Annotated in this window: 21 protein-coding genes; all 21 read right to left on the reverse strand. The window is 30.4% G+C overall.

Annotated elements, in window-relative coordinates; translation table 11 throughout:
• Positions 1-531: 531 nt before the first annotated feature.
• The 21 genes from ACVC08_RS15850 to ACVC08_RS15950 all read right to left on the reverse strand — a co-directional run bounded on the left by ACVC08_RS15850 (position 532) and on the right by ACVC08_RS15950 (position 25854).
• On the reverse strand, positions 532-4920 hold the full coding sequence (locus ACVC08_RS15850; protein ID WP_452602772.1) for a T9SS type B sorting domain-containing protein: 4389 nt from the start codon (positions 4918-4920) through the stop codon (positions 532-534).
• Positions 4921-5016: 96 nt separating this feature from the next.
• A complete protein-coding gene (locus ACVC08_RS15855; RefSeq protein ID WP_452602773.1) occupies positions 5017-5307 on the reverse strand; it encodes a hypothetical protein in 291 nt (96 codons plus the stop codon).
• A gap of 299 nt (positions 5308-5606) precedes the next feature.
• A complete protein-coding gene (locus ACVC08_RS15860) occupies positions 5607-5900 on the reverse strand; it encodes a hypothetical protein (protein WP_452602774.1) in 294 nt (97 codons plus the stop codon).
• A gap of 32 nt (positions 5901-5932) precedes the next feature.
• On the reverse strand, positions 5933-6481 hold the full coding sequence (locus tag ACVC08_RS15865; protein WP_452602775.1) for a hypothetical protein: 549 nt from the start codon (positions 6479-6481) through the stop codon (positions 5933-5935).
• Positions 6482-6533: 52 nt separating this feature from the next.
• Positions 6534-6731: a hypothetical protein gene (locus ACVC08_RS15870; RefSeq protein ID WP_452602776.1), complete on the reverse strand. Its 198-nt coding sequence runs from the start codon at positions 6729-6731 to the stop codon at positions 6534-6536.
• Positions 6724-6870, reverse strand: coding sequence for a hypothetical protein (locus tag ACVC08_RS15875; RefSeq protein ID WP_452602777.1), 147 nt, complete (start codon positions 6868-6870; stop codon positions 6724-6726). The genes ACVC08_RS15870 and ACVC08_RS15875 overlap by 8 nt, the downstream gene beginning before the upstream one ends.
• Before the next feature lie 176 nt (positions 6871-7046).
• Positions 7047-7262 carry a hypothetical protein gene (locus ACVC08_RS15880; protein WP_452602778.1) on the reverse strand — a complete coding sequence of 72 codons (216 nt, stop codon included), beginning with the start codon at positions 7260-7262 and terminating at the stop codon, positions 7047-7049.
• A gap of 243 nt (positions 7263-7505) precedes the next feature.
• On the reverse strand, positions 7506-8060 hold the full coding sequence (locus ACVC08_RS15885; protein ID WP_452602779.1) for a hypothetical protein: 555 nt from the start codon (positions 8058-8060) through the stop codon (positions 7506-7508).
• 215 nt (positions 8061-8275) lie between these two features.
• Positions 8276-8521, reverse strand: coding sequence for a hypothetical protein (locus ACVC08_RS15890; RefSeq protein WP_452602780.1), 246 nt, complete (start codon positions 8519-8521; stop codon positions 8276-8278).
• A gap of 1 nt (position 8522) precedes the next feature.
• Positions 8523-15122 (reverse strand): colicin D domain-containing protein, encoded by a 6600-nt coding sequence (locus tag ACVC08_RS15895; RefSeq protein WP_452602781.1) that lies wholly within the window; start codon positions 15120-15122, stop codon positions 8523-8525.
• Positions 15123-15138: 16 nt separating this feature from the next.
• Positions 15139-16281 carry a T9SS type A sorting domain-containing protein gene (locus ACVC08_RS15900; protein WP_452602782.1) on the reverse strand — a complete coding sequence of 381 codons (1143 nt, stop codon included), beginning with the start codon at positions 16279-16281 and terminating at the stop codon, positions 15139-15141.
• 614 nt (positions 16282-16895) lie between these two features.
• The gene (locus ACVC08_RS15905) at positions 16896-17381 is read right to left on the reverse strand and encodes a hypothetical protein (protein ID WP_452602783.1); all 486 of its coding nucleotides are present in this window, start codon (positions 17379-17381) and stop codon (positions 16896-16898) included.
• A 3-nt stretch (positions 17382-17384) separates the two neighbouring features.
• The gene (locus tag ACVC08_RS15910; RefSeq protein WP_452602784.1) at positions 17385-18347 is read right to left on the reverse strand and encodes a hypothetical protein; all 963 of its coding nucleotides are present in this window, start codon (positions 18345-18347) and stop codon (positions 17385-17387) included.
• Positions 18331-18858 (reverse strand): hypothetical protein, encoded by a 528-nt coding sequence (locus ACVC08_RS15915; protein WP_452602785.1) that lies wholly within the window; start codon positions 18856-18858, stop codon positions 18331-18333. Before ACVC08_RS15915 ends, ACVC08_RS15910 begins: the two co-directional genes overlap by 17 nt.
• Complete coding sequence (locus ACVC08_RS15920) at positions 18859-20043, reverse strand: hypothetical protein (protein WP_452602786.1); 1185 nt, start codon at positions 20041-20043, stop codon at positions 18859-18861.
• Positions 20043-21968, reverse strand: a complete 1926-nt coding sequence (locus ACVC08_RS15925) for a type II secretion system protein GspD (protein ID WP_452602787.1) — start codon at positions 21966-21968, stop codon at positions 20043-20045. The genes ACVC08_RS15920 and ACVC08_RS15925 overlap by 1 nt, the downstream gene beginning before the upstream one ends.
• 2 nt (positions 21969-21970) lie before the next feature.
• Positions 21971-23383, reverse strand: coding sequence for a GspE/PulE family protein (locus ACVC08_RS15930; protein WP_452602788.1), 1413 nt, complete (start codon positions 23381-23383; stop codon positions 21971-21973).
• Positions 23380-23733, reverse strand: coding sequence for a hypothetical protein (locus ACVC08_RS15935; protein WP_452602789.1), 354 nt, complete (start codon positions 23731-23733; stop codon positions 23380-23382). The genes ACVC08_RS15930 and ACVC08_RS15935 overlap by 4 nt, the downstream gene beginning before the upstream one ends.
• 133 nt (positions 23734-23866) lie before the next feature.
• Positions 23867-24283, reverse strand: coding sequence for a type IV pilin protein (locus tag ACVC08_RS15940; protein WP_452602790.1), 417 nt, complete (start codon positions 24281-24283; stop codon positions 23867-23869).
• Between the two features lie 61 nt (positions 24284-24344).
• Positions 24345-25469, reverse strand: coding sequence for a type II secretion system F family protein (locus ACVC08_RS15945; RefSeq protein WP_452602791.1), 1125 nt, complete (start codon positions 25467-25469; stop codon positions 24345-24347).
• Positions 25459-25854 carry a hypothetical protein gene (locus ACVC08_RS15950; RefSeq protein ID WP_452602792.1) on the reverse strand — a complete coding sequence of 132 codons (396 nt, stop codon included), beginning with the start codon at positions 25852-25854 and terminating at the stop codon, positions 25459-25461. Before ACVC08_RS15950 ends, ACVC08_RS15945 begins: the two co-directional genes overlap by 11 nt.
• Positions 25855-25879 lie beyond the last annotated feature (25 nt).

The raw sequence follows: 25879 nt of genomic DNA on the forward strand, positions 1-25879 counted from the left end.
GATTGAAACTTGGTATAATAGAAAAAGATTACACACGGCTTTAGGCTTAAAATCTATTGAAGAATTTGAAACAGAAATGAACAATCAAAAATTAGCAGCATAATCTCTCTTCTTTTTGTCCAGTTTTTTGTTGCAAGTCCACTATTTTTGTATGTCCTAATTTGAAACACGACCGTAGGGTGTTTATTGGAAATCAATTAGCAAAATAATTTTATATCTTTGTTATACTCATGTTAAGGGATGAGTACAAATTAATATTTTTAGCTTGAGCAAATACAATGCATTGTATTTGCTCTTTTTTTTTGAAAAATAAAAACCCTTACTAATTGTAAGGAAAACTAAAACACTTCATGAGCATAAACGCATAGTACAGGATATACAATGTATTGATATGGACTATCTTATTATTATTTATACATTAACAATTTAATACATGAAAACACTTCATTTTGAAGTGTTTTTTGATGACGATGTCATTAAAGTGTAGTTAAGTCATTAAAATACAGACAACGGCTTGAGTGTTGTTAAGTCTTATCGCTTTAAAGTAAAATGCCCTGTATAGCGTTTTCCATTTTGCCTATAGACTACAAACCAATAGTCGGAAGCTGGTAAAGGATTCCCTTTTAATGTACCGTCCCACCCATGACTTGTTGGTTTTAATTGCGTGATGAGTTTACCATACCTATCGAAAATATAAATAACGTTTTGTGGTTCTTTATTGGAGTTTTTTATATTCCATGTTTCGTGTACTCCGTCTCCATTAGGTGTGAAATAGTTAGGATAATATAATAAGTAAACCTCTTGATTAACAATACCACAACCGTTTTTATCTCTTACATAAACCGTGTAATCATCGATACTTAAATTGGTAAATACATTACTGTCTTGATAGGTTATATCATCTAACGAGTATTCATAGTCTCCATTACCTTCTACGGTTACGGTAATGGTGTTATCATTTGGAGTCCAATCTACGGTTTCAATATTAGTAATTGTAGCTATGTTAGATTCTACAACGGTAATTTGTTTTGTGGTTTCGCATACTAAATCTCCATAAGTATTTATGGCGGTTACACTATAGGTTCCTGCTTCAAACACGGCTATATGCTGCGATGTTTCTCCTGTAGACCATAAATAACTATCGTAACCTGCATCGGCTGCTATATCTACAGAACTTCCTTGGCAAATAGTCCATTGAGACGGCATAGTTAAAACGGGTTGTTCATTAACTATTAACTCAAAACTTGTGGTGTTATAGCAATTAGTATTATTTGTGTTTTCTACTCTTACATATACTATTTGCGGGTTTATAGTATTGGTAAACGTATTGCCTAATGCATTGCTGTTGGTTTCTGCGTCATTTTGTGTTAAGTGGTAACTTATTATGTTATCTGTACTCGATTGCCCATTTAAAATAGCCGTGTTTTGATCGCTTAGTGTAAAGGCTTCAAAACCATCATTAGTAGCATCATCACAAATACTTATGTTTTCTGGAGTATTAGCTATTGGTAAATAAGACACGCCTATTTGAAACATGGTGGTATCAAAACAAGCATCGTTATTATTGTTTTCTATTCTTGCATATAGGGTTTCAGTTACTGATGTACTGGTATAACTATTAGGTAACGGATTCATTTTTGTATCTGCATCGTTTTGAGTACTATAATATGTAATTGTATAAACCGTATTATCTTGCCCATTGAGTACTTCTGTGTTATAGTCTAACAAATTAAACACATGTGCTCCATCATTTGAGGCATCGTCACATACAAAATCATTTTGAACTGTATTTGCCACAGGTTGACTACTCACTGTAAAACTAAATGACGTCTCTGCAAAGCATATTGCATTTGCTGGGTTTTCTACTATTGCTGTTATGGTTTGCGTTTCTGTAATAAATGGGTTTGGTAATGGGCTTGGCAATGCATTTCCGCTAGAATCTTGGTAACTTACAGTTACATTGGTTTGCCCATTTAATATTGTGGCTTCAATGGTAGATGTATCGAAAGCAAATTGCCCATCGTTATTATCGTCGCAGGCGTTTAAGTCTGAAACTGTATTTGCTGTTACTCCTGCATCTATTGTAATATCTATTGTGGTCCATACCGAGCACGTACCATCTGGGTCTTGCGAATTGGTATTTGTCATGGTGGCGGTTATAGACTGCGAACCTGTTACCAATGGGTTTGGTAATGGGTTTGGTAATGCATTTCCATTAGCATCTGTAAAGGCTATAGCTACATTGGTTTGCCCTTGTAATAATTCTGCGTTTATTGTAGACGTGTCTATTGCTTCTGTGCCATCGTTTCCGGCATCGCACTGTTCTATTACAATTGGTCCTGTTGCTAATGGTAAGGGTTCTACATGTAAGGTTATGTGTTGCCCTAAGCCTAAACAATCGTTATTGACAGCGCTGTCTACGCGTATGTATATGTTTTGCGTGTTTGGGTAGCCTATATTATAATAATTACTAATATCTGTAATGGGATTATTTTCTGCTAAAGCATCGGTTTGATTACGGTAATAGTTTATGATTAGTTGCTGTCCTGTGGGAAACAGGGCTTCTATTTCTGTGGTTACCGTACTAAAATTAAATGCTGTAATGCCATTATAGGCATCTGCATCTGTAGCATCATCACATTCATAAAAGTCCCTTGTAAAATTTAATGGTATTTGTGTTGTAGAGACTAATAAGTTTACTTGTGTGGTTCTATAGCAACCATTTGCATTTTCTATTCTTGCCCAAACTGTATCGCTACTTACTATTTGGTTTGTATAGGCTGTTGGGTTTGTTATGGTATTGGTTGCTGTTTCTGCTTCGGCTTGGGTTTCGTAAAAGGTTATAGTTTCGTTTGCTGCATTAGTCGTGATTTCGTTAGCAACTTCGTTTAGGTTAAAATTGCTAAACCCATCGACATCGTCATCGCATTGGCTTAGTGTTACTACTGCTGTTATTGTTGGTAAGGCAAACACTTCTATAGTAAAACTGGTTTCTGCCACACAAACGGCATTGGTATTATTTTCTACTTGTACGTAAATGGTTTCTGTTGTACTTGTATTTTGGTAATTACTTGGTGTTGTTATTTCGTTAGTTAACCCTGCATCTGTATAATAATGCACCGTAAAGTTACTTGCTGATTGTCCATTTAGTATGTTTGCTTCGTTTTGGGTTAAATTAAAACTAATAACGCCATCGGTATCTGTACCTACACTTGCATTGTCGCAAAATTGTAAACTAGGCACGTTTTGGCTGGGTGTTGGACTATTAAATACTTGTACGTTAAAGTTTGTTGTAACCTCACAGTCTGGGTTATTACTATTTCTAACACTTGCTATAATATTCTGCGTCCCGTATGCTATTGTATTGGTATAGCTACTTGGGTTAGCTATAGGCGTATTGTTATTATAATCTGTTATGGATGCGTAATACAAGACCTCGAATGTAGTAGCCGATTGCCCGTTTAATATACTTGTATTTTGGCTTGTTAAATTAAATGTATGCAAGCCATCGTTATTGCTGTCACAGATTAATAGGTCTTGTGGTTGGGTGGCAGTGGGTTGCTCATATATAGTAACCGTTCTAGAATCTGTTGATGCATTACCAGATACAGTTACTGTTAACGACACCTCGTAATCTCCTGGTGTAGTATAACTATGGGTTGGATTTTCTAAACTAGAGGTTGTACCATCTCCAAAACTCCATAAAATACTGTCGTAGGTTGCTGGTAAGCTTGCACTAAATTGTGTGGTTTCTCCAAAACATAAATTTTCTGTTTGAAAGGCAACGTTAAAAAAGGATTGGATAAATGGTGGTAGGCCTCTTTTACATTTTTTTCCATTTAAATATAATCCTTCGTATTGATAATCGCAGCTAGCTCCTACAAAATTAGGATTATCTATATAATCTATATAATTACGATAACCTTTTGCCACATATATTTTTCCACTAGAAGCTAATTGTAAAGCTCCATAGGAATCTATTTCTGTAGTTAATAAGAATTGAGATTGTATAATATCAAAATTTGAACCTGCTTCAAGATTATATTGATAGACTCCAACTCCAGTTATACTTACATAAAGCAATTTACTATTAGGAGAAAACTCTACTCCATAAACTTCTTGATTATCAGAGGGCACATCTAAAATCGTTAACGGATTAGATACTATTCCTGTCGTTGCATCAAAATTAAACAACTCAACTTCAGCAACACCTAATAATCTTACTACCGCTAATTTTGTGCCATCTGGAGAAATTTTTATTTGACCAATTGCCTCAAAATTATTCCCTCCTACGTAAGTTCCTACAGAGCTTATAATAGGAGCAGTATTCACTCCCGCACTTGACACATTGTATGCTATAAATTCATCACTTTCCCATTTATGACTCACTACCCAAAATTCGTTTGTCGTATCATTTTTTATAGCAGTTATTTTTTCGGTTGTAGAGGTTTCTAATAATATATTTTTATTTGCAGTGATTCCTCCCAGTCCGCCATCTAAAGCCATATCTACTTCAGAATACTGTAAGCCATTGGATCCTAAAATATTATCTACTGTAAATATATAATAGGTATTAATATCTTCTGGTTTAGGGACAATAATGGCCGAATGTGTACTCGACACATCTCCATTAAGCCCTGTCCCGTTTAGCATAACCGTATGGTTTCTATTCCATACAGTAACACCATCTGTATAGAATAATAAGTTTCCAGAAGTATCTGCAATTGTCGCACAACCTTCCTCTGTATTTAATGCACCGTCTAATAGCGGTACTGGCATACCGCTATTAAAATCTAAGCCTGCATTTTCGCCAAAATACCAAATATTGGTTTCGTTTTGGGCAACTACTATTCTAGAAAACACTAACATTAAGACTATCAATACGATGTTAATAGCCTTTATATTAGTGTTTTTTTTCATTTTTTTCATTTTTTATATTACAAATAAATGTCTAAACATAGACACAATAACTATAGATTCATTCCTTTTTAGTATTGAAGTTATTTTAGATTAAAATTAATAAGGCTTAGAATCTTCAAAAATCAAATTTTCTGGAATATATTTTAAATGGTTAGAACTTTCGGCTTTTACATCTAGTTCTATAACTTTTACCAAAATAGTTTCATCAATTTGTATTCTAGAAATTGTAAAAGCATTTAATGTTTCAATATTCCATATAATCATAAAACCATTATTAGTGCCTTCAAATTTAAAAACCTTGAATTCAAACTTATTACTTTTCTCTTCAAAAAAATCATCTTTTGACTTAAAAGCTTTCAAAGAAATTTTCAACCAATTATCTAACATTTTTTCAATAATTTATAAATGTGCTTTCTAGTACTATATACCCGATTATATTCTTATAAGTTTACACTATAACCTCTAGAAAAACTTAATATACCATTGATAAAAAACAAATGTCTTTAATGGTTTCATTTGCAATAGTTGTTAATGTTACTATTTAACCTACTACAGTTGTGGCATGTTTCGTAACTACAACTTCAAGTTTAAAAAAGTTAGCATTATCCGTACCTGCCTTACCATCAGAAAACCTAGAGGCAAAATATAATAAAGGCATTAGTTTTTCATCCTATAATATCATTTTTTTAATAAGGGGATGCTCCTTCAAACACTAAATTTTCAGGCAAATACCCCAATTTATTTAAACTATCCCTGTTTTCAGAGTCAACATCAATTACATCAACTAATATATTTTTACCTACCTTCATTCTAGATACAGTAAAAGCATTTAATGTTTTTATATTCCATATAATCATAAAACCATTATTAGTGCCTTCAAATTTAAAAACCTTGAATTCAAACTTATTACTTTTCTCTTCAAAAAAATCATCTTTTGACTTAAAAGCTTTCAAAGAAATTTTCAACCAATTATTTAACATGCTTCCAATATTTTATAATAACATCACATCAATTAATTTAAAGTATTCAAGGTGTCTTCAGCCAATTTAATTAGTTCATTATATTCTTTTGTTTTTTTATTTAACGACAATCTCTTAAAGAAAACAATACTTTCTTTTAGAAGCATGCTAGTAAATAGTTTTTTAGAAACCACAAAAGTGTCATTTTCTATTGTTATTATAATTTTTTCACCTTTACTTCTTTTTAATTCAACAAGTAATGGCTGATCTGGAAACGAAAATGAACTTTCTATATTTCCTAAAACTAAAATTTGATGTAACGCTGTAATAAAATAAGAATATAATTGATCTATTAAGTCCCAATGTTTAAAGGACAAAACTTCTCTTCCATAACTCCATATACAAATACATCCTTCTAGATAAAAACTACTTTCTTTTAAGTAAAAACTTAATTCGCTATTATTAATATCTTTAAATCTATAGAAATAATCATTCCATACTTTTGAAATAGTATCAATATCCTTAATTACTTTTCCTTTTTTTCTCAAAAAAGATTCTATGTGTAATTCCTTAGTGTGTATATAATTGTCCAATTGTTCCATTTTTAAATATTATAACACATAGTCCTTAACACTCATTTTTAAGCAAAAAGAACTAAATATCATCTTCTAAATTATCGTAGACAGCTTCTACTCCATATATTTTTATTATACTCCCTATTTCTGATAGTATTATATCAAAATCGACCTCTTCATCTTCTAACATTTTATTAAACACTGTTTTAATTGATTCTATTTTTAAATCAGGAACAATTAGCATATCTGCACACCAAAAATAACCATCCCTACTCATTAATGTTTGAATATTCTGGACTGTAAATAGTGTTACAAAAAAAAACACTTCCGTTTTCTAAAATAAAATGAACATCTATATTATCATTAAAAACACTTTTTATATTATACCCTCCAGGGAATTTCACTTTATAATTCATATTAAAATAATTTAAATATTCTATTAATAACCTTTTGTTGAGTATCCTTATTTGAATATCCTAAAATATTTATCCCAGTACTTGTATTTTGATAATATACTCTCGCACCACCTTTTGATCTAGCTTCGAATATATTATCTCCTATTCTTTTCCCTCAAAGAACTCTATTATATTTTTTAATTAAAAGGATTATAGAAGTCTATTGTCTCTCCTGTATTTTTATATTTATACTCCCAAATATTTCTTTTCACCTCCTTACCTATCGTAGTTCTTTTATTAATTTCTAAAGAATTAAAATCTAATTCAATACCTCCAAAATCTCCTCCAAACCATATCTTTAATTTAAACTCTATATCATCCTTATTTTCAATATTAATATCCTGTAAAACCACATGGAATTTTGTTTCAGAAGAATTAAAAGTTTTATAAATATCATTTAACGGTTTGTACGTGCCTTTTGTTTTCTTAAAATTTGTAACCCCAGAGTATTTTAGTTTTATAAATTCTCTAAACCCCTCTTAACAGTATCTGTAATTATTACAAACTCTTGCTTAACTTCATTAAAATTATAACTTATAAGTAATGCTTCAATTATATTTAAATCTTTTATGTTTTGCACTTTTTGCATTCTTTTTTTATTTAATGCATCCGAGCATTGTATCTATTTTTATATCTTGATACTCTTCCCATTGATCATTATAATAGTTAAGAACTATATTGTTATCTTTTTTTAAAACGATTGAATAGTCTTCTTTAACAATCTTAACTAAATCTACAACCCAATTAATTTTATTATTAACATTGTAGGATACAATTTTATCAACAAAGAATACAATAAAAAGCATGTTTGATAAATCTTGATAAAAATCCTTAATCGAAAATTTTGATATTAATTTATATTCATTATTAATTCCATTAATAATGTAACCTATATTTCCAAAAATTATACTAAAATAATTAGGATTTGGCATTGAGCAAAAAGCATTTATTTTTTTAAAGCCATACAAAGTTTCATCTTCTCCGCCATCAATTACTAATAAAGTTTTAGTTAAAGTTATTTTATTTTGAATTTGAACTATGTGCTTCTCATTATTATTTTCTTTTGGAATGAAAAAATTATTAATAGAATCTTTCAAATAAAAAACCTCATCTACTATGTAATTGCATTCAAAAGTATTTATCTTTCTCATTTATTTATTTCTTTTAAACATTCTATGAATAATCACTTCAGTTCTTCCACTAAGTGAAGGTCTAGTTCCTATCTCGTAATGACCATCAATCATCCCTCCTCTTTTTGTATTAAGAATGGATCCTTCTAACCTATATGTTCTTCTATTATTTGTTAAATTTTTTCTCCCTTTTTTAAAGTGTCCGATTATTTCTTCAGACAAATTTTCTTTTTCAACTATTCTTCATCTCGTATTTTGTTTCTTGCTTTTTCAAGTATCTCTTTATAATCACCTTTCAATGTACCTGACACAGACTCTTCTAAAATTGATTCCAAGTCAAATAATACTCTTTCTTCTGCCTGGTCTTCAAATAATGATGGTATTTCACTTTCATTAAAACGAGTTAACCACTCAAGAAGCACTAGTGCTTCATCATTATTAAAGCTTAAAACTATATTGTCATTCTGTTTTTTAGATTCCATACTAATTTAATCCTCCATGTTTTAATACGTTCATTAATTGTTCAGAGCCAAGACGCCAACCACTATGGAATGAACCATTTGGATTAACTATCACATTCAACCCTGAATTTGCATCTAAATAATGTGTTACTGAATTACCTCGATATGTTCCATTCACAGCCTTAACTCCTGACGAATTAATATGTTGATTTAATGCAGAGTTAAATTTTCCTGCATTTACTTTATTGTAATTACCATTAACACCAAAATCAGCAGCATGTTTAAATTTCTTTTGAAGTTGTTTAGCTGATGTATTTACAATTCTACTGCTTGCCTTAGCGGGAACATTTCCTCCAGCTATTATACCTGTATATTTAGCAGAAACTGGGTTTAACAATTTTCGTCCAACTCCTTTGGCATAGGATTTAACACCTTGTTTTACGCCTGTTTTTATAACACCTTTAACTAAAGATGCCGACCCTAAAGTAAATACATCTGCTACTAGACCACCAACACCTAGTGCCACTTGCCAACCATTACCGTCTCTAATACCTTGGTATATGTCTTTTACACTACCTACAAAAGGTATAAAATCGGTAACTGTATCTGCAATATCTGCAGCTGTAATACCACTACCTTCTCCGTTTAAACTATTTCCATTTGCTAAATGATTTATTATAGGTACAAACGAAGTTATGTCTGATATATTAGAACTTTCGTTACTTGTAGCTTGGTAAACCCCTATAGGTTTATCTAGCTTATAATCTAGACTATAGGGGGATAGCCCAGATGTTATTTCTTGTGCGTTATTTCTACTGGTTGCAGAGATAGGGTTTGCTGGTTTTGCTCCAGAGCCGCTAGATTGGTCTGTTAAATTAGTAATTAAGGCATAAGTACCCACAGCTGCCGATGCTACAAAAAGTGCTTTTACTATAAAGGCAACAGCTAAACTTTCTAGAAAAAGCTCACCACTAGGATCTGTGTATAATAATGGATTATTAAGTACATAACCATACCTATTAAAATTTTGGGTATCCCCAAGGTTTTGAATAAAGTTATCAGGCGCTAAAAAACGACGTAATTTAGCATCGTACAGTCGGCCATTCATGTGTATTAAATTTACGCCTTGCAAATGCTCGTGCCCTGTGTAGCCTCTGTCTATAAATTGTAACTGGTTTAGTGTATTACCATCTCCATCGGCTACTTTAACAATATTTCCCCAAGCATCGAAATGGCGTTTTTCTTTTACATTACCATCAGCGTCCGAAATCATTAGAATACTCCCTAAATAATCACGATGTAAATAATAGTAATCTGAAGCAGTTTCTGAAATTTGCTCTGAGCGCCAAATTACTGGAGCAGAATACGCATCACCGCCTATATAAGTTACAAATGTAGTTTTTAATGTACTACTATCATAACTAATTTCCATACTACCATCGTAGGCATAATGTTTACGGTGTCTACGTTGTAAGGCATTGGTTTCTGTACCACCATAAAAACTATGCGAACGCCCCATAAAAGCATTGTATTGGTAACTTATTTTTTCTTTACCAACTTCGTTTATTTCAACAGGCTTTTTAAAGGCATTGTAAGTAACTTGTTGTAAATTGTTTTGTTGGTAATATAGGTCGCCTTGGTTATTTAAGTCTAGCTTATCTAATTTATAAGCATTGCCTACATAATTATAATCCCCTACAGTATTATTAGAAGTAATTCTTCCTCTGTCGTCATAGGTATGGTTATTGGCTCCATTATTATCGTTAAAAGCGACTAGTCTGTCTAGGTTATCATAATTAAAAGTCTCAGACCACGAAAACAAGCTATTGGTTCTGCTATTTAACACCCCTCTTTGTGTATCGAAATTAAAGTTGAGCTTCATAATCTCTTCGGGAGAGGTATTCGCATTCTTGTTTATTTTACTTTCTGCTAAATACCCATAAGCATCGTAAGTATTTTCTTCCTTAATACCATTACCCATAGTGGCTGTTGTTAATTGCCCCCATGCATTAACACCTTCTAAGCTCCATATTGTTTCGTTAGTAACAAAATCGTTTATGGCTTTTAGTTCTCCGTTTTGGTATACATTTTTTATCTTTTTTGTACTCGTTGCATTATTTAGTAATAATTTAGCATAGTACTCTTCTGTATCTATTCTACCTAACGCATCGTAAGTTAGTGTTTTATTAAACTGTGCATATGTATTATTCTCGTTTATACTGGTTATTCTATAGTGATTATCGTAAGCGTAATTATAGGTACTATTATTACCATCTGCGTTGGTTAAAGTAATTGTATTTAAAAATTTACTTGTTGGATGGTATGCATATTGTATATGCATGTTGGTGTTATCTCCTGTGATGTGTTTTTCGAGAACTTTACCTTCATTAGTATATGTGTAGTTTGTTTCTCCCTTAGGTGTTGTTTCTTTTGTTAACTCTCCAAAACCATTATAGGAATACTCATAAGTTCCTGCAGAAGGGTCTATTAATTTTGTTTTACGTCCCCATCCATCTTGTTCTACAGAAACAATAGTACCATTGTAATTGGCTGTTTTTAAATTACCATTGCCATAGTAATTGTAATTAATAGTTCCTCCTGGATCAGTAACCGAAACCGTGTTACCCATGGCATCTTTAGTTGTTGTTACTACTTTGGTACCATCGTTTACAGTTGTTTCTAATTGGTTATAATTAATATCTATAACTCTTCCTGTGTATAATGTCTGTGTTATTGGTCTCCCGTAAAAATCGTACGTTGTTTCATTCCAATGTGTAGCAGCATTACCAATATAAGGTTCACTTTCTTTACTTACACGGTCGAACTTGTCATACTCGTAACTAACATTTACCCATTCTCCTAATATGTTTTTATCTTTTATAGTAGTTAGTCTACCTAAAGGATCAAATATTTTAATCATACTACTCCCATCGTCTGAAATATCGGTTACAGTATACGAGTAATTGGATTCAACAAAACTATTCGTTAATTCATTCCCTAAATAATCTATTAATTTTACTGGTCTATACCACGAATCATACTCATAAGTAGTTTCTTGACCAAATGGATTAATCTCTTTAGTTAAGGTTCCATTATTGGCATTATATTCATACTGTATAGCGAGTCCCTCTACATTAACTAATTTTGTTAAGAAACGCTTGGAAGCATCGTATTCGAAATTTATTTCTCGAGAAGGTGTGTTGTGAGGACTTGTTATTTTTTTAGTAACGTTTCCATAACTATCGTACTGAAAGGTTTCACTATCAAAAGGTGTATTATTTCCTTTTGTTTTCTTTTCTGTAAGTAAATAGTTTGTATATGCGTATTGTCGTTCTGTACTAAAAGTTTCACTTCCAATTGTTTTTGTTTCTATTTCGCTTATTGGTCTTCCTACATAATAATTTGTTCCCAGATTATTTTCATAGATAATGTCTGAAGTCATCGTTCCTGCTCCTAAATAATTATCAGTTATTTTGGTCGGATTATTATAATTATCATATAAATAAGAGGTATTTATATTAATTCCTTCTAATGCATTTTGCGTTAAACTTGATGTTACCCAAAGCTTAAAAACTTTACTAGCTGAGAGTGAAAATGCGTTATTATAATCTGTTTTAACAGTATAATTAGATGTAGGAACACTAAACGAAAAATTGTGAGGTGTAATATACTCTACTTCTTTTGCTCCTCTTAATTCTGTATTATAGATTGAGGTACTATAAATAACATCATCTACACCCGTATGCCAATTACTTTGAGACATCCCTTGAAAACCTAAAAAACCTAAGCCTTCTAAATTAAAGACTGCTCCTTTATAAAAGTACTCTTGTTGTAACGTTTCGGTGTTATTACAGACTCGCTTTAGAAGGGTAACGACATAAGTATCTGGGTCTACTTGTACATTTACATTAGGATAATTAGCTTGATAATTGGCTTGGTATACTGAATTTAAATTAGTTCCAGTAGCATTATATTGAAATGGATCTAAGTTATTATAATCTATGTTATATGTCACCGCATTATTAATAACCGACTCTAATAAGACATCGCGTCTATGATCCATATTAAAAGTAAAAGAGGTTACCCATTTATTACTAATGGATGCGAAACTTAAACTTTTAGTTGGTTGATTGGATGTTAAAAATATGGGGATTGGATAGAGTCTTAAATTTCCTGTTCGGGTTGCAGAACCTCCTAACTGGAATTTAGCACTCCTTACATTTACTGATGGTTGCATACCCATATTTTTATAGACTTTTATGGTTTGACTTCCATTAGAATGTGCTGTATATGTTTTTGTATTATATTCTACAATATCTGTTCTACCATCTCCATTAACATCGGCAGCTATTAAATTGTAACCATTAAATATCGTTGTTTCGTTTTGAAAGTCTGTTTGTGTATCTAATTCTTTATATGTAAATGGAAAATCAATAAACTCTGACTGCTTATGAAAACTAACTCCAGTAGACATGTATGTATTAAATTTATTACTACCATTACCAATTGGATCCATAAAATCTGTTTTTCCGTCTCCATTAAAATCTCCCATTAGAAAATTTTGTCCTGGTTGAATGGATGCATCATTGGTAATTTCCCATAACAATGTAAGATGACCTGTTTCGTTTAAACTAGAAACAAAAAGTTTTCCATCTGTAACATGCATGATATCTGTTTTACCATCTCCATTAAAATCTCCTGTATAAATCTTATCTGTATCTTTTACTACTTGCTCTGTGAAACCTGCTCCAGTTATTCCTATAGACACATCTTGTTTTAAATCGATAAAGTGTACTCCATTATAGTTTACAGTATATGTACCACATGAATAACAAGTACCACCACCTCCATCTGGGTCATTAGGATCGTATGGATCTCCTGGGTCATTTGGATCTGGTATTCTCCCATGTTCATTTGTAGCTTTTCCTGATTCTATAGCTTTCTTTCTAGATTCGAATTCTAAGTTACTTTCATTAGTTAATTTTGTAATTGATTTAGAATTATCTTCTACTCCTACAGATTGTCTACAAGGATATTCTGAACAGTATTTATTGGTATACGCTTTCCCTATCGCTAAAACATCTGTTAAACCGTCTCCATTGAAATCTCCAGAAACGTATATTTTAGGAATTGCTTTTTTAGTTACATTACCAGGGTAATTTGTATAATTGTATGTTGGTGCATTCCATGTTTTTGTATACTGATAATTAATCGGTTGAGTTATTCCATTACCGTAAACTTTAAATTTAACATCATCTACATCTGCCTCTTGAACCACTGCAATACCCTCGCCACCTATATATTTATTATTGGAATTAATCCAATTAACAGGAAAAATAGTCTCAAATAATCCTGTATTTATTTCATAGGGAGTATTATTACCTCCTGGCTCTAAATCTTTAAATAACCAAAACTTATTTTTATTATTAAGTGGTGTAATAAAGAAGTCCATTTTTCCATTTCCAGTTAAATCTAAGGACGTCGCTTTAGAATTTCTTTGTTCTATATTAGTTAACCCTAAATCTGTTGTAATATCTGAAGCTGTTATTGTTTGTGGAGTATTGGTATAATTAAAATATACAGGGCTATGATTTAATGTTCCGTCTCCGCTATATTCTGTAATACTCTCTACTCTAGAATAGTTAAGGCTTGTGGTATTATATGTTATTTCGTATGTTCTGTATGTAACATTATTACTTTTAACTTCTATTTTTTTAAGTCTTCTTGAGGATGCAAAAACCCTATCTTTAATATACCCTTCTTCTAATCTTCCAGTGTTTTCCGTAGTAAACTCAATTTCATTAATACTTTCTCCACCAAATTGACCACCATACATAATTTTCTTTATACTTATACTCCCTTTGTTATTAAGTTCATATGCGTTATTATACTCGTATTTTATTCTCAATCCTTGAGGATTTTGCCAGTAAGTAATAGCGTATCTTGTAGGTGTTATAGAATTATTATTAGCTCCATAGTGCCCAATAGATCCATCTGGATAATTTACTACAAAATAAGCTGGCCCATATTCAGCTCCAAACGGAGATACACCATAAGAGGTTATTTTTAAGTTAGAATAACTTTCCGTTTCATAAACAGCACCATCTCCTGCATAAGTTCCACTTTTTAGTATTAATCGCTTACCATCTAGCGCAAAACGATCTAAATTATCAAAATCTACTTCATCTATAACTCCATCATAAAACTTACTAGATGGAATCCTACTTATAAATGATACGCCACTTACATTCCATCCATAACCCGCTTCTCCATTTCCTCTTTGACTGTTATATGTTAGTGAAATATCTGGGACAACACCATTAATTCCTGTAGGTACCGCAATTGGTAAATTATATATTGCCCCTCCAGTGGAAGATACTGATAACTGACCTAAGGTTTCCCCAATTCCTTCGTTTGAATTTTTGTTAAACTGTTGTTGGTTTAGAGTTTTATTGCTATTAGAAACTCCTGTAAGCACAAGATTATCCTCTTTTCTATCTAATACCCCAATTTTTTTATATGTAAAATCATCTGCTTCACAAGTAGTCTTCATTTCTTGAGAAAACCCTAATAAACTAGCTAAGAATAATACTAAACTAAAATGTAATGTTTTATTTGTCATTTCTATATCTGCTTTATTATTCTTTAATTATTTTTTTAGTTATGCTCTCACTACCATCATTAAAATGGATGTGTACAAAATAAACCCCTGATGGTTTGCCTGATAAATCGACTTCTAAATCTTTAGAGTTATAATCTGTTTTATTAAATTCTTGTATTAAAACAGAGTTTATAGTGTAAAGCTTTATAAACTCTACTTTTTGTGTGAGTTTTGAGTCTATTTTAATTGTAGCGATTCCTTTTGTTGGGTTTGGAAAAATCACTATTCTTTTTGAATAATTCTTAGTCTCATTTTTCAAATCTTCTGTTTTTACAATATCTTCTTTAGCATGCTCTTTACTCTCTTTAGAAGAAACAGAAGGCGTACACATATTCCCGTCTGGGCAATACAGACGCTGTATTTGGTTTCCAGCAGTATCATAACTTAAAAACAATTTTGAATTTGGGTTAAGACTTAACAATTGGTTAATTGTAGATTCCCCGCCATTAATCTCCTCTATCCTTGGTTCGTATAAGTACTGTCTATCTTCTAAATTAGGGTCGTTGTATAGAAATGAACGTAACATTAAATCTGTAGCTGTAGACTTAAATTTAAAATCTCTACCTAAAGTGGAAGCTACTACAACTTCACCTGTTACTCCATCATAAATCGCCCCCAACATAGATCCAGAATATCCGACAGGATGCACATAACCAACTAACAGATACCATCGATCTAACATAGGTAAATCTCCATACCAAAAGTAAGGATATGGATTCTCTGTTCCGTTTAAATTTAAAACATTTACATTATTGGCTGCTCCACTTAAACAACCGAAATAAGTAATGCCATCGGTTGAGTTTGTCTTTTTTATCCACACCGATAGTCTATACGTTTTTGTATTGTCTATAGTTTTGTATGCAGAATAAATACCACCTTCTTCTACACTAGAAGTATTTGGCGTTGCTTTCCATAACACAACATTTTCTCCAATATGGTTATGCCCAAGTTCTCTATTATTAGAACTTGCAGAGCCATAAGTACTAAAATCTGTAATACTACCTGTGCCTACGGACCAGTCTGTAAGATCTAATAAATTTTGGTTTTGAGATTCACTACTACTACTTATTAATAAGCAAAATAATGCCACTTTAAAAAAGAGGAGTTGTTTATAATTCATATTGATTAATTTAAAGGGGTTTTTATTTTTAAGAATCGGCTAAATTAGGTATTATTATTGGTTAAAAAAATACGTAGATCTACGTATTTTTTTTAACCAGAGATCTATTATAATTTCGTCTGGACAAAGAATCAAAAACAATACCACTAAACAAACAGAAATTGAGTAATGTATCGTTTTGATTGAGTGAAAGAGTATTTCTACTAATAAAAATATTCATTAAAAAACAATTAATAGTAAATAGGATATTGCCCTTTATTTTTATAGCTAAACACAGAACTCTGCCTAAATCAATACAACAAGCCAACTAACTCTTTGATTATTAGCACATGTTGGTTCGATAGTGTTATATGAGGGGGAGCAAGTTACAAAAGCCTTCACAGAAATGTGGAGGCTTTTTTTATTTACTACACATCTAATGAACTAAATGCTTATACTTAACTAATAGGTCTACATGTTTAATTTATATAAATTGTTCGAATAATTATTTTAACAGAACTGTTCTTAATTTTAATTTTGATAGGTAGGCATAGAAGTTAACATCATTGCCTAAAATAAAAAAAGAGGTTACCCATGCATGAACAACCTCTATCATTATATACATTTTAAAAGTATTAATGTTTTCTCATTATAGTTTTGTTCTCTTTATTAAAAGCTATAACAATAGAATTACTTTGAGCTTTTATTATCTTTAATCCGTCATCTATAGTTTCTTTTTCTCTCTTTCTATATAGCTTTCCATTTATTTTAACTAGCACCATTTTAGTTTCATTCTGAGTACTTTTCACAAAACCATAATATTCTATATTTGGCCAAATTAATTTTTTAGCACTCTTGTTTTTATTAACCGCAATTGTATATGTGCTTGTTTGTTTATTATTTTTCACTATTCTTCTTTTAGAGGCTTTAAATGGATCTCTACTAGTTAATTTAAGCGTAAAGGTATCTTTTGCAATAGCATAATCTATAGTTGAATTTGAAATATTAATTGTATTCTCTTGTAATACTATCGATTCTTTTACAAAATATTTATATACAACGCTTCCCCAAATAACAATTAGGAATATAATTAAAATACCATTTAAATACTTTTTATCCATTTTTTACTGAATCTCTATGGTTCGTATAATACTAGCATCACTAGTATTACCTGCAGCATCTGCTGCCTTTACTCTCCAATAATATGTTCCAGTTGAAGCAAACGTATATTGGTAGGTATTGTTTTCTGTTTGAAATGTTTCAATTATTGTATTAAAATTAATATCTGTAGCTATTTCTATTGTATTTGTAATAGATGATTGTAAATTACCTGTATCTGTGCCATTAGCCCAATTAAAGGTAACTACTAAATCTGTAGTAGTCTCCATATCATTTGGAGACATTAAAACAGGTTGATTAGGAGCAACTCTATCTATAAATATAGAGCGCTGAGAGTTTGGTGTTTCTGAGGTTGTATTTACAGCTTTTACCTTCCAAATATATTCTGCATCAATGTTAAAAATCGAAACGTCTGTAATTGCATAACTTCCTGTTGTAATATCTACTATTGGACCAACTATTGTTTGCTGGCCTCCGTCGTTTCTTATTAACTCAAAAGTATAACTATCTGCCGTTACTATTGGAGACCATGTAAAAGTAAAAGCACTATTATTTGTATAAATAGCATCTTCTGGTGTTAGCAACGTTAGGTTTTGATTGGTTAAATTTTCAGAAGATTCCACTGTAAAATTATGGGGAAATGTATAAGCGGTTTCGTAAGCAAAGTTAACGCCTTTTACCCTCCAACTGTATGTTCCTGGATTAATAGTATAATTAAATGTGGTTCCAGTAACTAATGAGTCTAAAATAGTGGTTTGCGCACTACTTGCTATTTGTATTCTGTATTGGTCTGCACCGTTTACATTAATCCATGAAAAATTAGCAGTATTTCCTTCTATTACACTACCTTCTGTTGGTGCTATAATTTGCACAATATTATCTGTAATATCTTCTTCTACGATATCATCACAAGCATATACTAATACTAGTAATACAAAGATTGCTATGGCACTATTTATTTTTTTCATAATTCTGTAATATTATTTTTAAGTACAGTTTTGTTTTTTTAGTTTGATAATTTTTTTTCGAATATAGTTTTGTACTTACTACTCTAGATTCTTTATATTTTTTTTCAATATTATAAAGCAAATCGACAAGGTTATTAAACATACCTTCTACTATTATTTGATTAGAATACACTTTAAATTCTATATCTAAATACATATGTACATCATCTATAGAAACAACATCTACCTCATTATTTTGCTTTGTAATAAAATCTAAAATACTTGATTGTACCAGCTCTGGTTTTAAATTATTTCCTCCTATAATATTATCTAAATTCTTAACCTGTTCTTTTAAACTAAATAGCATATAGTGCGATTGGTTTATATTTGCTAATTGGTTTTCTACAATATTAAGTTCCTTTTTAGCCGCCAATGTATGGCGTATGTTTTTTTTATATACTGCTAAAAAAAGAATAACAAATCCTATTATTACAGCAAAGAATTTTTGTTTATATGTTAAATTGTTAAACACTTATAGTTTAGTTTCTATTTTAAAGGTATTTATGTTTTTATCTGATTGATTGTATTCTACTATTTCAAAGGCCTCAATCCACTTTATAGCCTCTAACTGTTTTACCCAAGTATTAAAACTATCGTCACTTAAGGTTTCGCCTTCGATAATAATAATATCTGATCGTAAATTAATTTTTTCATTGGGTCTAATTTTCTTAATCTCTGGAAATACTGCTATTGTTTTTAATGTAATATCATTTGAGATAGAATTGCTTAGTTCTGAAATATATTTTGTAATAAAGTTTTTATTATTTATTCTGTTATCTAATAGAATTTTTTCTTTTAAAGCGACTTCTTCTTGTAGTTTACTGACGTCTACTGCCATTTTTTGAGCACTTATAAAACTTACGCGTTTTAATGTTAATTGCTCTTGATAATAACCTTTTAAATAATGGCTAGTAAATAGTAGACTTATTATAAATACAAGTGCTAAAATGCCTGCTATTTTAAACCTCTTTTTATACTTATATTCTGATTTATTTACATTAAAATCAGGGCCATCTTCTTCTATAGCTTTATTTGGATACTTATAATTAAAAAATGATGCTAATAATGGTATTTCTGATTCTGTAAAGGTTTCCTCATTTATTGTATACCGTTCATTGGTAGTTGTTTTATTTTTAAAAGCAACAATACGATTATCTAATAGTTCTATAGCGTAGTATTTGGATTGTATTGTTAAACAGCCTTTTAATAATGGTAATAAATTTGCCATTACAAAGGGGCCAAAAGCTACATGGTATACAAATAGGTTTTGTTTTTTTAATGCATCTATATGAACACTTACACTTGTTTTTCTACATACTGAGGCATATACTTTATCACCTTGATGATATTCGTAAAAATAAAAATCGTCTGGATTTGCTTTAAAAATTAAGTTATTTCTATAGCCTACTGTATTATCTACAATTTTATTTATAACATTATCTCCTTCTATGTATAATAATACAGGGTAATCCTTTTCTACTTTTTTAAAAAAAATATCGTCTAGCTCACTATGTGTATAACGGTCTTCTATTTTAAGTTCCTCACCTTTTAACTCAATAGTTAATAATGAATAGCTTAGATTATCTTCTTTATTAGAGACTCCAATAACATAAAACTTATTTTCCAGAATTAATATGTTCTTAATTATGTTACGCATTAATATGTTACTGTTGGTTTAATAAATATATGCAGTTTTGATTTTTCTTTACGTTTTTTACGACTACTAAAAAACCATTTTATTACTGGAATTCTAGAAAAGAATGGGGTTCCTGTTCCTGAATTTTCATTTTCTAATTCATCTAAACCTCCCAACAATACCATCTCGTTATTTTTAACTCTTACCATAGATTCAAATTGTTGTGTGGCTTTTCCTGGTGGTGCATTTTCACCTGCTCTAGCCAAGAAAGAGCTTTTTTCTACAGCTATAGTTAAGGTTACATTCTCATCTTTAGATACAAAAGGTGTAATATTAATGCTTAAATTAGCTTCTGTAGATTTCCATGAACCACTTTGTAAAATATTATCATTAACTCCTCTATTTATTAATTGATTGCTTTGCTCAAAATAATAACTAGTTTCTCCAATTGAAGAATTTGCTTCATGCCCATTAAGGGTTACTAGCTTTGGCGTTGATGATAGTTTAATTAGCGAGTTGTTTTCTAAGGCTTTTAAGTTTAAATAGAAATTTTCTGTTACTTTACCTAACTTAACTATTCCTAAACCATTGAAAGCATCTATTAAACTATTTACAGAGGTAGAGTTTAAAGCAACTTCACTGGTTGGAAATAACACTCCAGAGGTTGTTCGTTGTTGGTTATCTATTCCTGCTTGTAAGCCTGTTTGGATTTCGTACGATTTTTGATACTGAACTATTATGACTTCTATTTGTATTACTGGTACTACACGATCTATCTCCCTTATATAGTCTTTAAATTCCTGTATGTGATTTCTTGATCCAGCAACAACAAACCCATTAAGTTCTATAAATTCTTTTACTTCTAAATTTTCTATAACCGATTTTGGCAAAGATGCTTGTACAGATTCTATAGACCTGTTTTCTAGTTGCACTAATTCTGTTGTACGTAACCCTTCTGTTTTATGTTCTCCTATTAAATATAAATCGTCTGTTTTTTTATAAGTATACTTTTCTCCTTTAAACAAGTGATCTAATAAATTATCGAATGTTATTTCATTAGCTATTAAAGTTGTTTTAACACCTTCTGGTGTATTATACATAAAAAAATTAATGTGTAGTTTCTCTGCTGCCTCCGTTAACATATCTGTTGCATCTGCTTCAAATGCTTTTACATTTAAAAACCCTTGCGTATTTGTTGTTATTTCGAAACTTCCCGAATTCCCTTTAATATAAGTACTTGGCTTACCTCTTTTTCGCCCGCCTCTTATAACACTTGTAGCATTGTCTATGTTTTGTTTAGGGCTTGTATCTTTTTCTAGGAAGTAATTTTCGTTTTCATCTTTAGTTAGTATCAAACTATTAGATTTTGCGACCATTTCCATTACCTGATCGAATGGTCTATTTAAAATATATGCTGATACTTTTTCAGTTTTAACATTAGGTGCTAATACAATATTTCGTTTAGATGCATCTGTTATAGCTTGTGCTACTCTAGGTAATGAATCATTTTTTAGTTTAACAGATAAAAACTGATTTTGATTATTAAAACTTACATCTATTGTTTTTATTTGTTTTGGTTTTTCAACAATAATTTTTTTCTTTTTTTTATTAAAAACAATGATAGTATTCGAAATACTTGCTTCTAAATTATATTTTTTTACTAAAAATAGAAAGACTTCTTTAATGGGTATATCGAAAAAATTCCCTGTTACCATTTCATTTAATTCTGAGTCTACACTTACATTTAATTTATGCTCTCCCGCTAAGGTGGTTATAAAATCGTAGAGTGTTAATCCTATTAAATCAATCCTAATAGCATCGTTTAATCCTTCTCTTGTTTTAGAGAGTTCTTCTAATTTTTCTTGAAAATTTGCAGTTTCAGATTGTGAATAGCCTAAATTGAAGATGCAAAAAAAGAGTGTTATTACTATATATTTATAGGACATTGTTAAGTATTTATAAGCATTGGATAAATTTCATCTAAAGAGGTCAATCCTTTCAACAATAAATCGAAAGCCTTATCAGACAATCTATTGTCGTTAATAAAATTAGCTTGTTCTAGTGTATTATTTTTTATAGCTTCTGCTACGTCACGGTTTATTGGTAATATTTCATAAATAGCACATCGTCCTTTGTAGCCTGTATGGTAGCATTGATCGCACCCTTCTGCTAAATAATGTGTTTGTATTGGTTTAGGCATTGTAAAAGAGTGTGGCAAATCTAATTCATTAAAATCTGCTTCTTGTTTACAGTTTTCACAAAGTGTTCGTACAAGACGTTGTGCTACCGATATATTTATGGTTTCTGCAATTAAAAATGGAGGCACCCCCATATCTATTAATCTTGAAATAGTTCCTATTGCAGAGTTTGTATGTATTGTAGAAAGCACTAAATGCCCTGTTAAAGAGGCTCTAATAGCCATTTGTGCCGTTTCGCCATCCCTTATCTCCCCTAACATTATAATATCTGGATCTTGCCTTAAAAACGATCTCAATGCAGAGGAAAATGTTAAACCTATATCTTCTTTTAATTGTACTTGATTAATACCCTTTAATGTATATTCTATAGGGTCTTCTACCGTTACAATATTTCTTTTTACTTCATTTAAATATTTTAACGTCCCGTATAATGTTGTTGTTTTACCAGATCCTGTTGGCCCACTAATTAAAACTATTCCGTTTGTTTTTTTAACGGCTTCCATATATAGGGCTAATGCTTCATCTTCAAAACCTAGCTCGTTAATATCTAAATGAGAGGCGTCTCTTCCTAAAATTCTCATCACTACTTTTTCCCCATGATGCGTTGGTAAAATTGAAACCCTAACATCGAAATCTTGATATTCTATTCTACCATCTTGTGGCAATCGTTTTTCTGTAATATCTAGGTTAGATTTTATTTTAATTTGATTAATTAACTCTAAGTAATAGTCTTTTTTAATATGGTTTTTTTCAATTAAATGCCCATCTATTCTTAAACGCACTCTTACGTCTTCTTCATATATTTCTATATGTATATCACTAGCATTTATGTGTTTTGCTTCAAAAATAAGTTCTTCTAAAAAATCATTACCGTAAGATACTATTTTAGGTTTATCTTCATTTGTTCTGTAATAGGTTGATAATGCTTTTCGTATTAATGATGTATTTATAGTTTCTAGTATAATTGCTTTATCTAAAATTAACTTTAGCTCATCTTTTATACTAGTAAGTTGGTTTGCTTTTTCTTCATCTATATAAAAAGATATTGTTTTGTCTTCTAATGCTTTTGGGATTATTGAAAAATAATTGGCAATCTCAGCGCTTATAGACTGTTTTAAATCGACACTTAAACTTAAGCCTTGTATGTTATTAGGTGTTTTCAAAATACAAAATCCATTTTTAAAATATTTTTTGCAAATAGGTTAAGGATTAAAAATAGTGCTAAATATCCTGCTAATGGAATCATTTTATCCTTTTGAAATAATGTATATACTATACCATGTATTATTAATGAAAATATGAGGCCTACTATAAAAAACAGTATAAAGGCTCTAAAACTAAACAACGGTGTCACTGCTATAAAAAAAAGAACATCTCCCATTCCTAATGTATTATCTATAGGGTTTACCAATGCCTTTTTTTTAATTGAATAGTATATAACTATTCCAATAATATTTATTAAAATAAATAGTAAATTGTATAAAATATTTTCTAAAGCAAGGGTTTCTGACACATAGTTTATTACAATTGCTAGAATAAATATTAAAATAGGCAATAGTATATGTATGCTTCTGTTTTTTACATCTTGAAATAAAACAAAAAATAAAATAATACCCAGAATAGATATAGAGATAGTATATACCAATTTAGTCTTTTATTATTTCTTTCAACTCTCTATTCTCATCTATTTGCCATGTACTATAAACCCCATCTCCATCTAAGTCTTGAAGCGACGTTGCAGTAGCTTTAAACCCACTTAAAGAGGCTTCAATAATTTCAATTTTATATACCGCAAGACCACCTTCTGCAATTGTTGCTACTTGCTCAAAGTTTATTTCTTTAAGGTCTGCCGAATATTTTGAATGTCTATAAAAATGGTTTTTCTCTAAACTATGCACCATGGTTAACATATTCTGCGCTTCTATAGATTTTGCCATTCCTACAACTGGCGCCTGACTGGGTAGTACCAAGTATATTAAAATACCTATAATACAGAGTACTATTAATATTTCGGAGAGAGAATAAGCTTTTAAATGATGGCGTTTTTGTTTTGTCCTTATCATTTTTTTAGTGTTTAGAAGAGGTAACTGTTTGAAAAATAGCTCACAAATATATAATTTTTAATTAGTTTTCTATGATTTTACTTAAATCAAATAATGGAGAGTACATAGCTACCATTATAAATCCAACAATTCCTCCTATTATTAAAATCATTAGCGGTTCTAATATGGTTCCAATCATTTTAGTAGAGTGGTCTATGTCTTCGTTGTATTGATTCGCCAATCCATCGTACATTTTATCTAGTTCATTTATTTGTTCTCCTATTGTTGTTAAAGATATTATTTTGGGTGTAAAGAACTTATGTTTTTTTAAGCTATTAGTTAACGTCTCTCCTTTTAAAATATCTTTCTTACTAGTGGAAAGAGCTTGTTTTAAAGGGTAAAATGTAATCATCTTTTCTGTGAGTTCCAAGGCTGTTATTAGTGGTGTTTTTGCTGATAATAATAGGCTTAACGATTGGCAATATCGTGCTAAATATATTTTTTGAATTAAATTTCCAAAAAAAGGTGTTTTTAGGAGTATTGTTGCAGTTATTGCTTTGTATTTATTATTCTTCCTGAGTAAACGATGAGCAATAAGCAGTATGGCTATAACACCCCCAAATAGGGCTGCTATTAAGCTAAAATTATCTGAAATTTTCACTACAAATTTGGTGATTTCTGGTAATTCTTTTCCAAACTGTTGAAATACACTTGCAAACATAGGAACTACATAGTTTAGCATAAAGTATAATACTATAAATGTAATTAGTAATACAAATACAGGGTATGCTAATACTGAAACTATTTGTCGTTTTATTTTAATTTTTCGCGTATAGAACTTTTGTAACTGATCGAATATTTCTGGTAAACGTCTAGTTTCTTCTCCTATTTTAATACTATAATATTCGTAAGGCGAGAAAAAGGCATAATTCTGTATGGTTTCATGCAATGGCTTCCCTTTTACAACAGCATTGTTTATATCTTTATATACTGAACGTATGTATTTATTTTTTTGCTGTTCTGTTAAAATAATTAATGCATGATTAAAATCTACTCCAGATTTTATAAGCGTAGAAAACTCTCTATAGAAATCTTCTTTTTGCTTATCTGGAAAGCGTTTAAAAAATGAGTTTTTTAGTTTTAAATCTAGCTTTATAGACTCCTTTTTATTTCTCTCTTTTGCAAAGGAACTAACATCAATCTTCATTAAAATATTTTTTATTTATTTGTTCTGCATTATTTTGATTTAGAAAATAATAAGCTACAATATCTTCATTTAACAATTCTAAAGTTAATTCTAATCGTTTTGTACTATTTGTTTGTTTGTTTTTAAAGATATTAAAATCTAAAACTTTTAATTTAAAAGTATCTAAAGTTTCTAATCTCATTCTTAATATGTATGCTTTTTCAAACTTATAACTTACACTAGAATTATTATATTGTTTTAAAAGAAGTGTATTGTTTTTTACACTAAAATTATTAGCTGCATTTATATCATATTTTATGGTTTTATTAAATATATTATATTGTAATATCTCTGTGCTTTCTTTTTCAAATAATAGCATTTGCTTATTAAACATGTTAATCATCATATAGCTTAAGCTTATAATAATACTT

The organism is Pontimicrobium sp. MEBiC06410, assembly GCF_053601615.1.